Annotated in this window: 14 protein-coding genes; 12 read left to right on the top strand and 2 right to left on the bottom strand. The window is 26.9% G+C overall.

Annotated elements, in window-relative coordinates; translation table 11 throughout:
• The first annotated feature begins 51 nt into the window (after nucleotides 1–51).
• From KJR01_RS07380 to KJR01_RS10405, 12 genes are all read left to right on the top strand, one after another.
• Nucleotides 52–1,401 carry an AAA family ATPase gene (locus KJR01_RS07380; RefSeq protein WP_214118115.1) on the top strand — a complete coding sequence of 450 codons (1,350 nt, stop codon included), beginning with the start codon at nucleotides 52–54 and terminating at the stop codon, nucleotides 1,399–1,401.
• Nucleotides 1,398–3,176: a hypothetical protein gene (locus KJR01_RS07375; protein WP_214118113.1), complete on the top strand. Its 1,779-nt coding sequence runs from the start codon at nucleotides 1,398–1,400 to the stop codon at nucleotides 3,174–3,176. Before KJR01_RS07380 ends, KJR01_RS07375 begins: the two co-directional genes overlap by 4 nt.
• Complete coding sequence (locus tag KJR01_RS07370) at nucleotides 3,173–4,357, top strand: BspA family leucine-rich repeat surface protein (RefSeq protein WP_214118111.1); 1,185 nt, start codon at nucleotides 3,173–3,175, stop codon at nucleotides 4,355–4,357. The genes KJR01_RS07375 and KJR01_RS07370 overlap by 4 nt, the downstream gene beginning before the upstream one ends.
• A gap of 48 nt (nucleotides 4,358–4,405) precedes the next feature.
• Nucleotides 4,406–5,518: a BspA family leucine-rich repeat surface protein gene (locus tag KJR01_RS07360; RefSeq protein ID WP_250325167.1), complete on the top strand. Its 1,113-nt coding sequence runs from the start codon at nucleotides 4,406–4,408 to the stop codon at nucleotides 5,516–5,518.
• 42 nt (nucleotides 5,519–5,560) lie between these two features.
• Nucleotides 5,561–6,769, top strand: coding sequence for a BspA family leucine-rich repeat surface protein (locus KJR01_RS07355; protein WP_214118104.1), 1,209 nt, complete (start codon nucleotides 5,561–5,563; stop codon nucleotides 6,767–6,769).
• A 228-nt stretch (nucleotides 6,770–6,997) separates the two neighbouring features.
• Entirely contained in the window at nucleotides 6,998–7,537 is a 540-nt protein-coding gene (locus KJR01_RS07350) for a YcjF family protein (RefSeq protein WP_214118102.1), read from the top strand.
• 18 nt (nucleotides 7,538–7,555) lie between these two features.
• Complete coding sequence (locus KJR01_RS07345) at nucleotides 7,556–8,956, top strand: GTPase family protein (protein WP_214118100.1); 1,401 nt, start codon at nucleotides 7,556–7,558, stop codon at nucleotides 8,954–8,956.
• 104 nt (nucleotides 8,957–9,060) lie between these two features.
• Nucleotides 9,061–10,467, top strand: coding sequence for a BspA family leucine-rich repeat surface protein (locus tag KJR01_RS07340; protein ID WP_214118098.1), 1,407 nt, complete (start codon nucleotides 9,061–9,063; stop codon nucleotides 10,465–10,467).
• Nucleotides 10,468–10,477: 10 nt separating this feature from the next.
• A complete protein-coding gene (locus KJR01_RS07335; protein WP_214118097.1) occupies nucleotides 10,478–11,110 on the top strand; it encodes a BspA family leucine-rich repeat surface protein in 633 nt (210 codons plus the stop codon).
• A 30-nt stretch (nucleotides 11,111–11,140) separates the two neighbouring features.
• Nucleotides 11,141–11,341, top strand: a complete 201-nt coding sequence (locus tag KJR01_RS07330; protein ID WP_214118095.1) for a hypothetical protein — start codon at nucleotides 11,141–11,143, stop codon at nucleotides 11,339–11,341.
• A complete protein-coding gene (locus KJR01_RS07325; RefSeq protein WP_214118093.1) occupies nucleotides 11,338–12,963 on the top strand; it encodes a BspA family leucine-rich repeat surface protein in 1,626 nt (541 codons plus the stop codon). The genes KJR01_RS07330 and KJR01_RS07325 overlap by 4 nt, the downstream gene beginning before the upstream one ends.
• Before the next feature lie 4 nt (nucleotides 12,964–12,967).
• On the top strand, nucleotides 12,968–13,093 hold the full coding sequence (locus KJR01_RS10405) for a hypothetical protein (RefSeq protein WP_284444074.1): 126 nt from the start codon (nucleotides 12,968–12,970) through the stop codon (nucleotides 13,091–13,093).
• 271 nt (nucleotides 13,094–13,364) lie between these two features.
• Here the strand turns inward: KJR01_RS10405 and tilS are convergent, their stop codons facing one another.
• Together tilS and rimO are read right to left on the bottom strand one after the other, a co-directional pair.
• Nucleotides 13,365–14,363 (bottom strand): tRNA lysidine(34) synthetase TilS, encoded by a 999-nt coding sequence (tilS, locus tag KJR01_RS07320; RefSeq protein ID WP_214118091.1) that lies wholly within the window; start codon nucleotides 14,361–14,363, stop codon nucleotides 13,365–13,367.
• A complete protein-coding gene (gene rimO / locus KJR01_RS07315; protein WP_214118089.1) occupies nucleotides 14,353–15,666 on the bottom strand; it encodes a 30S ribosomal protein S12 methylthiotransferase RimO in 1,314 nt (437 codons plus the stop codon). Before rimO ends, tilS begins: the two co-directional genes overlap by 11 nt.
• Nucleotides 15,667–15,682: the final 16 nt, after the last annotated feature.

Raw genomic sequence — 15,682 nt, 5'->3', positions numbered from 1 at the left:
GGACTACCCATTTGCTACAATCCTTTTACATTTTATAAAAAAGGATAAAAAATGAAAGAACGCATTTTGAAAATGAAAAAGGATTTAAGCTTTGGGCTTGTTGGTAAAGATGAGATTATAAATCTTAGTATTTTGTGCTTTTTAGCAGGTGAGAGTGTATTTTACTATGGACCTCCAGGAACTGCAAAAAGCCTTGTAGCTAGAAGAATTAGTAATATTTTTAAAGACGCAAATTATTTTGAATATCTTATGAATAGATTTAGCACTCCTGAAGAAGTTTTTGGACCGCTATCTTTAACTTCACTTAAAAACGATGAGTTAAAACGCCAAATTGAAGGTTTTTTGCCAACTTCTAATGTGGTGTTTTTAGATGAGATTTGGAAAAGCTCACCTGCAATACTCAACACGCTTTTAACGATAATTAACGAAAAAATCTATAAAAATGGCAAAGATATAATAGATGTGCCACTACTTGGACTTATTGCTGCAAGTAATGAATTTCCTGATGAAGGAGAAGGATTAGAAGCATTATATGATAGGTTTTTAATGAGACTTGTAGTGCCAAGACTTACTCAAAAAAGAGATTTAACAAAGCTTTTAAATGGTAATGAGCAAGGTGCAAATGTAGATATTGCAAATGCTTTTAGCCTAGATGAATTAAAAATGATAAAAGAAAATTCTCTTAAGGTAAGGCTTGGTAAAGAAGTAATAGACGCGATAATTGATATCAAAAAAGAGCTATCAAAGATTGAAATAGATGTAAGCGAAAGAAGGCTTTTAAAGGCTATTAAGATAATAAAAACTAGCGTTTATTTAAGCGGTAGAGATGAGGTGATTTGCGAGGATTTAGAGCTTTTGAAGCATTGTTTTTGGACTAATTTAGATGATATAAAATCAGTCAGTGATATTATTGATAAATACACTAAAAGTGAGTTTTTGAAAAACGCAAATAAGAGCATAGAGCTAAATAGTGAATTTTATAAATACATAAACTCAATGCTAGTTAGTAAATTTCCTGATATTAAAAGTATCCCAAATGATAGTGGTTTAAGCACTTTTTATCTAGCAGTGCATTCAGATGTGCTTAATAAAAAGCTTGATTTAATCTTTAATCCTAGTAATGCTTTTAGCGTAAATGAGTTAGGTGATATTAGTTTTAAATTAGATATGAATAGTGTTTTTTTGGCTAAAGATAATAAAATCATAGAAAAAATCCCACTTAAATCAAACGATATTAGCTTTATAAAAATGGGCTTTAATGCTGTATGCGACAAGCTTGAAAGTGTAGAATTAAACAGCGGAACTTATGAAAATATTTTCTTAGGGTTTAGCATAAAGCTTGGTATGGATAATAAAGAAGAGCTTTTAAGTATTGCAAAAACTATGAGAGATAATCTATGATAGAAGATATTAGAAATTATAGAACCGCTATTTTTAGTAGTGAAAATATATTGGCTAAAAATATAAATGATGAGTATTTTAATGCTTGTTTGGATGTTTTTGCAAAATTTAGCAAGGATTTTGGTTTTATAAAATACGGCGATACTGAAAATATTAAGCAGATTTTAAGCGATATAGAATGCCTTTTTGATAGTGAATTAAAAAGGCAAAATCTATTAGAATTAGTGCATTTTGCTAAAAATGCTTATCAAAATTATAAAAAGCACTTGCAAGATAATATTAAAGAAAATAATGCTTTTCTAAATGAAGATGAGCAAATAGACAACGAAGAAAACCTTGAAGAAGTAAAAAATGATTTACAAGAGCAAAATGAAGAAGAAAATCAATATGCCGAAAACAAAGAAGATAATGAAACTATAAATAATAAAAAGAAAAAACCAAGAAAAACTAAAAACAAAAATCAAAAAGACAAACAAAATCAAGAAAATGAAAGTTTGGATGAAATTAAAAATGAAGAAAATAATTTATCTAAAGAAGATGATTGTCTAAATCAAGAAAATAAAGAAGAAAACCTTGAAGAAGTAAAAGATGATTTACAAGAGCAAAATGAAGAAAATCAAAGCACTAAAAATAGCGAAGAATTAAATAATAAAAGTAAAAATAAAAATCCAAGAAAAAATAAAAGCAAAAATCAAGAAATTTCTAAAGAACAAAACGAAGAGCAAAATCAAGAAGAGATTTTAAGTGATGATGAATTAGATGAGTTAGAGCAAGAACTAAATGAGATTTTAAAAGTTTTAGAGTTTTTAAATGATGAAAGCGATGTAGATAATAATAGTAATCAAGAAAATACTAAAAATCAGCAAAGTTCAAGCACTCAAACACCACAAATAAATCCTAAAAAACGAGATTTAAAAAATTTTAAAAAACGAATGCAGGATTTTTTTAGCGATAGAGGCGTAGGTGGCGAAAAAGACATAGTAAAAGCCTCACATTCATATAGAAATGACAATATCAAAAAAAGTGAAATAAAAAGGCTTTGCAAGATGATTTGCGAAGGTTTTGGCATAGGAGTAAGCAAAAACGATAAGCATAATTTAGGTTATGAATTAGATGGAATTACAAGCTCTGATATACTTAAAAACGCCTTGCCAAGTGAGTTTGCCTTGCTAAATGACGAGCTAGCCCAAAATCTATTTTTTGCTAAGTTTTGTGAAAAATCCCTTAGCACTTGGCTAAATAAATCAAGTGATAAAGGCAAAATCAGCCCACTAATAATAGCTATTGATAATAGTGGCAGTATGAGTGGAGCTCCTGAAATGGTGGCTAAAACGGTAGGGTATTATCTAATAAATGAATGCAAACAACACAAAAAAGAGTGTATTTTAATTCTAGCTGGAAGTGGAGAGGATATAAAAACATCTAAAAAACACGGATATGATGAATTGCTTTATACCCTATCAAAATACAAAGCTAGTGGTGGGTATAACATAGATTGGGTTTTAAAGGCAAGTTTAAAAAAGGCAAGAGAATACAACAATAAAGCAAACCTATTAGCTATAAGTGATTTTTGTATAGGAGATGTATTTTTAAGAGATATTCAAGATGAGTTAAATGCTGTGAAAAGCTATGCACTTTTTATATCGTTTTTTGGTGGGAATAGGTTTGATGTAGTGGGCTTTCATAAGTATTTTTTATATGATAATTATAATCATACTATAAATGTTTTAGAGCGTAAAGATAGAGAAGAAAAGCTAAAAAGGAAAATAAGATGAAAAAAGTAAAAACAGCAATTGAATTAAAAGCACTTTGTGATGATTTGAATACTAATTTGCATGATATTGATACGAGTGATATAACCGATATGAGTGAGCTTTTTAAGGATAGCCTTAGGAGTGATTTTAGCTTTATAAATACTTGGGATACTAGCAATGTAAATGATATGAACTCTATGTTTGAAAACTGCGTAAATCTAAACGAAAAGCTTGAAATTGATGTGAGTTCTTTAAGATATACAGATAAGATGTTTTATAATTGCACAAGTTTGGATTTAAAAAATATAAGTTTTAATAATTTTGATGTTTCAAATCTTAGTTCATTAGCTGGAATGTTAGTTGGTTGTATTAATAGAGCTGAGTTTATTACAAGATATCTTAAGCTTAATTTTCTAAATGGTCTTTTGCTTCCTAGTAATACTTCTGAATTAGAGTTTATCCTAAACGATAACACCATACCGCTAAATCTTATTAATACAAGCAAATTAGCTAATACTAATTTTGCTTTTACACATAGCGATAGGATAGATTTTAGTGGGATTGATAGTTGGGGTAATATAAATTCTTATACTTTTGCTAATTCTAAGGCAAGTGACGAACTTTTAAAAACTTTAAATATTGAAGTTTGTAAAAAAAATTTTAAATACATACCCGCAACAAAAGTAGAATTAAAAGAACTTGTAAAAGATGAAAATATTTATCTAGGAGATATTGATACAAGTTTAATTACCGATATGAGTTATTTGTTTTACAGAATTAATCGTAGGAATTTTTCAGGAATTAATAAATGGAATACAAGCAATGTTACAAATATGGCAGGTATGTTTTATGGTTGTATTTATTTTAATGAAAGTCTTAGTCTTGATACGAGAAATGTTACTAATATGGTGGGTATGTTTTATGGTTGCGAAAGTTTTAATCAAAAACTTTATTTTAATACTTCTAATGTAGAGAGTATGAAAACTATGTTTTGTGGATGTAGTAAGTTTAATCAAAAACTTGATTTTGATACTAAAAAAGTGAAATATTTTTCTAGTATGTTTGATAATTGTAGTAGTTGCACACAAACTTATGAATTTAATTGTAATAGTATTATAGATTTATCTAGGTGTGTTAATGGGGTTTATTTTACTTTTGAAAATACTTCTGCAAGAATTTTACAAATTGTTTCAGAAAATTAATGTATTTAATAAAACTAAAAAAAAGAGGAATTTAAAACAGGAATTAGAATGATAAAAGTAAAAACAAAAGCTGAGCTAAAAGCACTTTGTGATGATTTGAATGCTAATTTGCAAGATATTGATACGAGTTTAATTACAGATATGAGTGAGCTTTTTAAGGATAGCCTTAGGAGTGATTTTAGCTTTATAAACCATTGGGATACTAGCAATGTTGTTAATATGAACTCTATGTTTGAAAACTGCGTAAATCTAAACGAAAAGCTTGAAATTGATGTGAGTTCTTTAAGATATACAGATAAGATGTTTTATAACTGCACTAATTTGGATTTAAACAATATAAGTTTTAAAAATTTTGATATTGCAAATCTTTTCGTATCAAGCGGAATGCTAGTTGGATGTATTGGTAGGGCTGAGTTTATTACAAGGTATCTTAAGCTTGATTATCAAAATTATAAAATAATGCCAAAAAATAGATATGAACTAGAATTCATCCTAAACGATAACACCATCCCGCTAAATCTTATTGATACGAGCAAGATAACTAATACTAATTCAGCCTTTAAATATAGTGATAGGACAGATTTTAATGGGATTGAGAGCTGGAATAATATAAATTCTTATACTTTTAATAATTCTAAGGCAAGTGACGAACTTTTAAAAACTTTAAATATTGAAGTTTGTAAAAAAAATTTTAAATACATACCCGCAACAAAAGAAGAATTAAAAGAACTTGTAAAATATGAAAATATTTATCTAGGAGATATTGATACAAGTTTAATAACTGATATGAGTTATTTGTTTTATAAAACTAATCGTAAAGATTTTTCTGGAATAAATGAATGGAATACAAGCAGTGTTATAAATATGGCTGGTATGTTTTATGGTTGTATTTATTTTAACGAAAGCCTTAGTTTTGATACGAGTAATGTAAGAGATATGAGCACTATGTTTTGTGGATGCGCTAAGTTTAATCACAAACTTAATTTTGATACTAAAAAAGTGAAATATTTTTCTAGTATGTTTGATAATTGTAGTAGTTGCACACAAACTTATGAATTTAATTGCAATAGTGTTAGAGATTTATCTAAGCGTGTTAATGGGGCTTATTATACTTTTGTAAATACTTCTGCAAGAATTTTACAAATTGTTTCGGAAAATTAATATATTTAATAAAATTAAAAAGAATTTAAAACAGGAATTAGAATGATAAAAGTAAAAACAAAAGCAGAACTAAAAGCACTTTGCGATGATTTGAATGCTAATTTACATGATATTGATACTAGCTTAATTACTGATATGAGTGAGCTTTTTAAGGATAGCTTAAGGAGTGATTTTAGCTTTATAAATACTTGGGATACTAGCAATGTAAATGATATGAGCTCTATGTTTGAAAACTGCGTAAATCTAAACGAAAAACTTGAAATTGATGTAAGCTCTTTAAGATATGCAAATAAGATGTTTTATGCTTGTAATAATCTTGATTTAAAGAACATTAGCTTAATTAACTTTGATATTTTAAAAGTTTTTGAATGCTATTCTATGATAGATGGATGTGCTAATAAGAGTAAGTTTTTGTTTAGTAATTTAAAATTAAATATCAAAAACGCCATAGTAAGTCCTAAAAATAAAGCCGAATTAATGCTACTTGTATGTGATGAAAGTTTGCCTTTGGCTATGATTAATACTGCAAATATTTATGATTTTAGAAATCTTTTTGCGTATTCAACTAGACAAAATTATGATGGATTATGGGAGTTTAAAAATAAAGCTTTTAAATCAATGTTTTATAAAAGTAATTTTTATAGCGACAAAATAGAGCCAAAAGCTTTTGTAGATATATCACAGCAAACTTTTAAATACTTTCCACAAAACAAAAAAGAACTACAAACTTTAATTGCAAATCCAGCTATCAAGCTTAATGAGATAGATACAGGATTAATTACCGATATGAGTGATTTATTTGGTAATAGGGCTGATTATGAAGGGGTAGGCGAGTGGGATACTAGCAATGTTGTTAGTATGAGTAGGATGTTTGCTAATTGTATCAATTTTAATGAGCCTTTATATTTTGATACTAGAAAAGTTAAAAAAATGAATTATATGTTTGCTAGTTGTAAGAATTTTAATCAAATAATAGATTTTAAAACTCCTAATCTAAAGACTGCTAGGGGGATGTTTTATGGTTGCACAAGGCTTAATAATGATATTAAAATAAATCTTGAAAAAGTAAAAGATGTGAGTAAATTTTTTAAAAACTGCACTCATTTAAACACTTTAATAAAACTTGATTTAAGCAGTGCTACAAATATTAGCGAGATGTTTTCAGGATGCAAAAGACTAACAATAAAACCTGATTTATTGTTAGCTAATAATGTAAGTGATATTAATATTTATAAAAATTGTAAATTTTAATTATATGGACAGAATTTTGATAACTCGTATGCTATAATGCGAAAAATTACAAGAAAGGAGAATAAATGAAAGTTATTTTTTCTTTTATGGGGGGGGGATTTTACAAGAGATAAAATCACTTAATTTCATTTATTTTATTCAAAACTTCTCATTTATATTCAAAGGAACTTAGAAAGCATTTTTTATCTAATCATAAATATTTAAAACAAAAAATAAAAAGGATAAAAAATGGAAATTATAAAATTAAGCGAAAAAGAAATTAAAGAAAAAGTTAAAAAACTAGATGATGAAGCTCATAGTTTAGTTTTAGGATATACCGCAGGTTGTGCTCTAGCAGGAGCAAATCCACTACCTTTTGTAAGTGATACAGCTATTATTACACCAGCTCAAGTTGCTATGCTTTATGCAATAGGCAAAAAATATGATTTAAATTTTGAAAACACAGCTTTGGTTGGTCTTGCTACAAATGTTTTAGCCGCAAATATTGGAAAAATGCTAGTAACAAATCTTATAAAATTAGTTCCTATAGCAGGTTCATTTATAGGTGGTGCGATTAGTGTTGGGGTTGCTGGTGTGATTACTTATGGAATGGGCTTTGCGTTTTATAAATACTGCAGTAGTCTTTATGAAGATAAGCTTAACGGCAAAGAAGTTGATACGAAAATAAGTGAGAATTTATTTCACATAATTAACGAACAGATAAAAAATACAAACTGGGATGACATCAAAGGCGATGTAGAAAAAGCAAAGCCTATTAATGTGAAATAAAAATAAAAAGGATAAAAAATGGAAATCAAAAGAATATTAAAAGAATTCACAGAACTAGAAGATAGTAAAAAAGAAATATTAAAAGAAAATATTTTAAATTTTGTTAAAGAAAAAAGCAAACCAACAATTTTTGCTAATTTCATGTATTCTACATGCCCTAAGGAATATTTAGATATTTTATTAAAAGATTTAGATTTTGATTTAGAAAACAGAATGAAATTAGCTGCTTTGATTGAAGAAGCATATCATATCAGCTTTAAATCAAAAGATATTTTAAACTATCAAAAACCAACTTCAACAGCATTAATACCTGATATATCTAACATAACAGAAGTTATGAAATACTATAAAGAACAAGAAGAATCTAAAGAAGAGTATACAGAATTAGATGAGTTGTTAAACAAATCAGATTTAGATGAAGAAGATAAAAATAAGCTAAAGCTAAATATCAAAAAACTAGCAAACACAAAGCTAAATATATTAATTACAGGCGGAACAGGAGTTGGCAAAAGCTCTACTATTAATTCGCTTTTTAATATGGGTGATGAGTACAAACAAGAATTTAGCGAAATCGGTACTACTAGCAAACCACAAACAATGGAGATTAAAAAATACGAAATAGGAAGAAACCTTGTTTTATGGGATAGTCCAGGTTTAGGGGATGGGATAAAAGATAGTGAGCATATTGCAAAAATTAATAAAAAGCTTCACGAAAAAGATAGCAAAGGAAATGCTTTAATAGATTTAGTTTTAGTTATCGTAGATGCAAAAACTCGTGATTTAGGCACTACTTATCATCTAATTACTAATGTAATAATCCCTGCCTTAGGAGAAAACGCAAAAGATAGAATATTAATAGCACTTAATAAGTGTGATCAAGCTTTAGAAGGAGATTTTTGGGTGAAGGGTGATAGTCCTTATCCAGAAGAAGAGCTTATAAAATATCTTGATGAAAGTGTAAAAATAATTAGTGATAGGATATATGAGACAACTAGCGTAAGGATTGAGCCTATATATTATTCATCAGGCAAGAGCAGAAATGGCATTCAAGAAAACCCATATAATTTAGGAAAATTACTTAACTTCATCGTTGATTATACTCCCAGTAAAAAAAGAGCAGTATTTAAAGGCAAGATAAACGAAAATAAAAACAACTGGAAAAGTAATGAAAAAGTAAAGCCTAATACAAATAATTTTAATTCATCAAGAAATCAAACAAATAATCATAATTATAATCAAACAGATAACACTACAAAAGATTACAAAGCTTTAGCTGATGAAAAGATAGAAAAAAGTTGGTTTGATACTATTTGTGATAATGTTGGAAAAGCATTTGATTTTGTTGATAAACATAAAGAGAAGATTATGGCAGTAGGTGGATTTTTATTAAGTGTTGCAAATAAAATTTTTAAAAAATAATAAAAAACAAAAAGAATTTGAAATAGGAATTTCAAATTCTTTTATATGGACATATTTGAGACTATGCTTTTGCTATGATAGGGCAAATTTTTAAAGGAGATATTATGAAAGATAATGATGAAATAATTAATAAAATCTATGCAAAACATCAAGACAGTAAAGACTATTTAAGAATGAAAAAATATTTATTAGAGTATTTAATAAACGAAATGCTAGAAAATTTTAAAGACAATGAAACACTTCAAAAGATTAAAAATGATTTAGACAATTCGGCTGGATATTTTTATTTTAGTATTAATCAAGGTAAAGATGTAAAAGAAGTGCTTAAACAAGACACTTTAGCAGCTAAATATCATAATCTGTGGTTTAAAACTGACTTTTATATGAAAGATTATAATGATATTTTTTGTCTTAGTCTTGCTATTTATGAGTATTTAGAAGATAAAAATAATCAAAACAGAATTAAATTATATGAATTAAGGAAAGAATTAGATAAATATTATGATAATCAAGGCTCTAAAGATGAATTAATTAAAGTATTTTTAGAATATTTTAATATTTGTGATTTTTCTTTATTTAATAATGATGGCAGTTTAAATGATGAAATTATTATTAAATGTAATGATTGTGAGCAATATCTAAAAATCATTGAACAAAATCTAGAAAACAAAGAAAACAAGCTTAAAGAAAGCATAAAATATAAATTACAAAACCGCTTTAAAGAAATCAAAAATATAAATTATGATTACATAATAACAGATTTAAGCCTTATAAATCGTATGTTAGATGATGATACTTGGCTAAATGATAGTATTTATAAGCTATTAGTTTTAGAAGATAAAAATCAATTAATAAAAATTTCTAATTATATTTCTGGGCTTGATACTGAGCTTAAAATACAAACATTACAAAGATTAGAGCTTGAATATTTATTAAATTCTACAAAAGAAGGTATTGCTAGACTTGAAGAAACTTTGAAAGATTTTAAAGATAAAGATTTTGATTTTGATGTAGATCTTTTAATCAATGCTTTAGAACAGCAAAAAAATATCGCAAGGGATAATATTTTTTATTATGAAATACTAGATAGACAACAAAAACTCCTAAACGAAGTTATATCTAAAAAGCGCTTTAAACCAAAAACCAAAGATGAATTAAGAAAACTAATCAATGATGACAGAATATCGTTAGCTAATATTGATACTAGCTTAATAACTGATATGAGTAGTCTATTTGAAGGTAGTGAAAGAATTGATTTTGATGGTATAGAGAATTGGGACACTAGCAATGTTATTAATATGAAGAGTATGTTTGCAGGTTGTAAATATTTTAATAAAAAGCTTAATTGGGATACTAGCAAGGTTGTAGATATGGAAAGTATGTTTTTAGGTTGCGAACGCTTAAATAAATTAATTGAGTTTGATATTTCAAATGTGCTTGTTAGCAATGGTATCTTTTACGCTTGCAAAAGACTTAAGCCTACAAATATAAGACTTAAGATTAAAAACTAAAGGAGATTTTATGAAAAAATATAAGCCAAATAATAAAGAAGAATTACAAGTTTTAGTAAGAGATGAGAGTGTTAATTTAGGCGATATTGATACTAGCTTAATCACTGATATGAGCGAATTGTTTGAAAATAGCATTAGAAAAGACTTTAGTGGGATAAATGAATGGAACACTAGTAATGTTACTAATATGAGTGCTATGTTTTTTAACTGCAAATATTTTAATGAAGCTTTGAGTTTTGATACTTCAAGTGTTGTTAATATGAGCTATATGTTTGCTTTTTGTGAGCGTTTTAATAAAACACTTGATTTTAATACTTGCAATGTAGAAGATATGGGGAATATGTTTGATGGTTGTAAAAACTTTAATCAGGCTTTAAATTTTAATACTTTAAGGGTTAAAGATATGAGCTATATGTTTAAAAGATGTTATAGCTTTAATCAAATGCTAGAGTTTGATACAAGAAATGTAAAAGATATGGAATTTATGTTTTTAGAATGCAGTAATTTTAATCAAATGCTAGAGTTTGATACTTCAAGTGCTTTAAATTTAGATGATATGTTTTTGTTTTGTGATAGTTTAGAGCAAGAGCCTAAATTTTATACTGATTATATGGATGAAAAGCAAAAAAGATATGAAGAATAAATAATGGGTTTAAAGGATGAAGGAGTATAAATGCCAATAGCACCGAAGCCAAGTAAGTTTATTTGTAAAGATTGTGGGTATTCAGTGGTGATAATTCATAAAAGCGATTGCCTAAGTGTAAATGATTTACCACCAACTAAATGCCCTAAATGTAAAAATAGTGTTTGTTATGACAGAAAAAGAGCTAATACATTTGATATAGCTTTAGCAAAATTAAAGGAGATTTTATGAAAAAATATAAGCCTACCACAAAAGAAGAATTACAAAACTTAGTAAGAGATAATGATATTTATCTAGGCGATATTGATACGAGTTTAATTACTGATATGAGTGAATTATTTTATAAAAGTAATAGAAAAGACTTTAGTGGGATAAATGAATGGGATACAAGTAATGTAACTAATATGAGTGCTATGTTTTTTAATTGTAAAGATTTTGACCAATATTTAATTTTTGACACTTCAAATGTAGTTGATATGAGCTATATGTTTTATGGTTGTAAGCAATTTAATCAAGCTTTAAACTTTAATACTTCAAATGTAATTACAATGTATGGGATGTTTATAGATTGTATTAATTTTAATCAAGCTTTAAACTTTAATACTTCAAAAGTTACAAATATGAGCTATATGTTTGCTAATTGTAAAAATTTTAATCAACCACTAGATTTTGATACCTCAAAAGCTCAAAATATCAGTTATATGTTTTTTGCTTGTAAGAATTTTAATCAACAATTAAATTTTGATACTTCAAATATAGTAAATATGCGTAGTTTATTTAGTGGTTGTATTAAATTTAATCAAGTTATAAACTTTTATACTTCAAATGTAATTGATATGAGTTTTATGTTTAATAATTGTAAAAATTTTAATCAACCATTAGACTTTTATACTTCAAATGTAATTGATATGAGTTGTATGCTAGTAGGGTGCAAAAACTTTAATCAACCATTAGACTTCGATACTTCAAAAGTTACAAATATGAGTGGTATGTTTGGCGGTTGCAAGAAATTTAATCAGGCTTTATACTTTGATACTTCAAAAGTTACAGATATTAGTTATATGTTTTTTGATTGTGAAAACTTTAATAAAACTTTAAACTTTGATACTTCAAATATAGCAAATATGAGTAGTTTATTTAGTGGTTGTACTAAATTTAATCAAGTTGTGAATTTTAATACTACAAATGTGAAAGATATGAGTTTTATGTTTAATAATTGCAAAAAATTTAATCAACCACTAAATTTTGATACTTCAAATGTAACTAATATGTTTTCTATGTTAGCAGGATGTGAAAACTTTAATCAACTACTAAATTTTGATACTTCAAATGTAACTAATATGAATAGTTTATTTAACAGATGTTTTCAGTTTAATCAGCCTTTAAATTTCAACACCGAAAAAGTTATAGATATGGGCTATATGTTTTCTGATTGTAAGAATTTTAATCAACCATTAGACTTTGATACTTCAAATACTCTTAGTATGCGTAATATGTTTAGAGCTTGCAAGAAATTTAATCAGCCTTTAAATTTCAATACTTCAAATGTAACTGATATGGCTTGTATGTTCTATGATTGCGAAGATTTTAATCAAGCTTTAAATTTTAAAACTTTAAAAGTTAAAAATATGAGTTCTATGTTTTATAATTGTAAAAACTTTAATCAAATTTTAAAATTTACTATCTACAAAGTTGATTCTATGATTAATATTTTTGATGGTTGTAAAAAATTAGAACAATTACCTACATTTTACACAGAATATTGTAAGAGAAATAATAATAAAGAATACAGTAGTATAGGTATAGCACAACAAGTAGAAATTGAAACAGAATTTTTACATTTTTTAAAATAGCAAAATGCCAATAGCACCAAAGCCAAGTAAGTTTATTTGTAAAGATTGTGGGTATTCAGTGGTGATAATTCATAAAAGCGATTGCCTAAGTGCAAATGATTTACCACCATCTAAATGCCCTAAATTATAGTGTTTGTTATGAAAGAGCTAATATATTTGATATAGCTTTAGCAAAACTTAAAAAGATTTTATGAAAAAATATAATTTAAAAATAAAGAAGAGTTACTATAAAACAACAAATTCGCTTGAAGTAAATTAAATATTTTTTATTTATATTTTAAAAATGATTAAAATTGTAGTTATTGGTTTTATTAAAAATTACTATAAAATAAGCAAATTAAGTATTAAATCATTATCTTAAATATTTAATCTTTACATAAAAAAATTCCTAAAATCAAATATCAATAATTATTATGAGTTGATTTTAGGTTTTTTGTAAGATTTATTAATTCATTTAGCTTTATATTATTTAACGCTAGGAAAAATCTAAGATTTTTTGGCACTTTTGCTAGTCTATAAGCGTCTTTTTGCTCCTTACTAAGCTTTGTAATAGCCTTTAAAAAAACCATAAAAAATCCTTTATAAAAGCAAACACAAACACAATCAGTCCTAAAATAAAGCTCGGCTTCGTTGTTTTTATTTAGCTGGTTTTTTAGCTCTAATTTTTGCTTTGATGAGCTTACAAAACCTAGTTTTTTAATAGCTTTATCTAAAGAATTTTCATCTTTACAAAAATAAATTCCTTTATAAACCAAGCTATCTTTACATATTTTACTCTTATCAAATTCTAAATATTTTAAAGTATTTCTTATGCCATTTGCGTAGTGTTTTACAAAATCATTTGCATAATTTAATCTAATTTCGTTTCTTTTATATTTGGTATTAAAATTACTTTCATCTTGAAAATATTCATAACTATTCTCATTTAAATACAGCATAATTTCATCTTTGCTAGTATTAATTAATGGGCGAATTATTTTATAATTTTTCCTTGTATCAATCCCGTTAAAACCCAATAGATTGCATAATCCCGCACCTTTTGTAATTTGCATTAAAAACCACTCAAACCTATCATTTAAATTATGAGCTACTATTAAATTATCATAATCTTGCATTAATTCATCAAAAAAGTCATATCTATATTTTCTAGCATTACTTTCAAAATTATTATTATCAAGATTTACTTTTTTAGTAAAGATTTTTTTATTATGAGCTTTTGCTAATTTTATAGCGCTTTGCTCTTCGTTATTTGAATTAATTCTAGTCTGATAATTTACAAGGCATAAATCAAACTCACAAAGCTCTAAAAGTGCATAAAAAAGTGCCGTGCTATCAGTCCCGTGTGAAAATGCTAAAAGGTTTTTTTTACCTTTTAGCTCTTCTAAATATTCAATTCTCATAGCGTCTAATTGCAGTTGCTATTAGTGTTTTTTCATGCACTTGAGTGATTTTACAAACTATTAAATCACCCACTTTTAGCTCTCCTATTTCACTTTCATTTATTAAGATTTCTCCATCTATATCTCTATCAAATAAAAGCGGCTTAGCACCTATAAAAAACTCGCCTTCGCTAGATTCTCCTAAACAACTTGCTATTATTTCTTGATTTAGCATTTTTTCAAAACTTGCATTGATTTTAGCATCTACGATTTTTTCAATCTTTTTTAGCCTACTTTTAATAGTATTTGCATTGATTTGTTGCATTGAGTAAGCGGCGGTATCTTCTTCTTTTGAATATGCAAACACACTAATTCTATCAAAATCAAATTCTTTAATAAACTCGCATAAATCTTCAAAATCTTCTTCACTTTCTCCTGGGTGTCCTACGATAAAACCAGTTCTTAAAAAGCTATTAGGAGCTGCTCTCATTTGCTCTAAAAAGCTAATAGCCTTAGCCTTATCATAGCCACGCTTCATAATTTTTAATAATTTATCGCTTGAGTGTTGAAGTGGCATATCAAAATAATTCACAAATACTTTTGAATTAATTATTTTAGTAATTAAACTAGGCTTAATTGAGCTTGGATATAGGTATAAAATTCTAGCAGCCTTTATTCCTTCAATTTTTTCAATTTCTGAAATTAAATTCTCTAAACCATCGCTAATTTTTAAGTCTTTTAAATAAGAGCTTGTATCTTGAGCAATGAATGAAAAATCATAAAATCCCCTAGCAACTAAGCCTTTAACTTCAGCTACTACATCATCTATTGGGCGAGATTTTAACTTGCCTTTAAATGTAGGAATAGCACAAAAGCTACAGGTTTGATTGCAGCCTTCAGCGATTTTTATATAAGCGTGAGTATTTGAGCCTGTTATTACTCTTTGAGTATTTGCGTCTTGTAAATATACAAAATCTCTAAATCTACTTTCACGACTTGCTATTAATTCATCAATTTTTGCATACTCGCTAACTCCTGCAAATAAATCAACTTCGGGCAATTCTTTAACCAATTCATCTTTGTATCTTTGCATTAAGCAGCCAGTTACTACTAAAATTGAGCCTTTTTTTCTAATTTCGTGTAGTTCTAAAATAGCATTAATACTTTCAATTTTTGCACTTTTTATAAAGCCACAAGTATTTACTATCAATACATCAGCTTCACTTGCTTCATTAGTAATTTCGTATTCTTTTAAGCGACCTAGCATAATTTCACTATCAACTAAGTTTTTATTACAGCCTAAACTTTGTAAAAATAATTTCATTTAAATTCCTTTTAAA

Origin of the sequence: Campylobacter sp. 2018MI10 (genome assembly GCF_018501175.1) — a bacterium.
Classification (GTDB): Bacteria; Campylobacterota; Campylobacteria; order Campylobacterales; family Campylobacteraceae; genus Campylobacter_E.
This window is presented reverse-complemented; position numbering and strand designations above follow the sequence as displayed.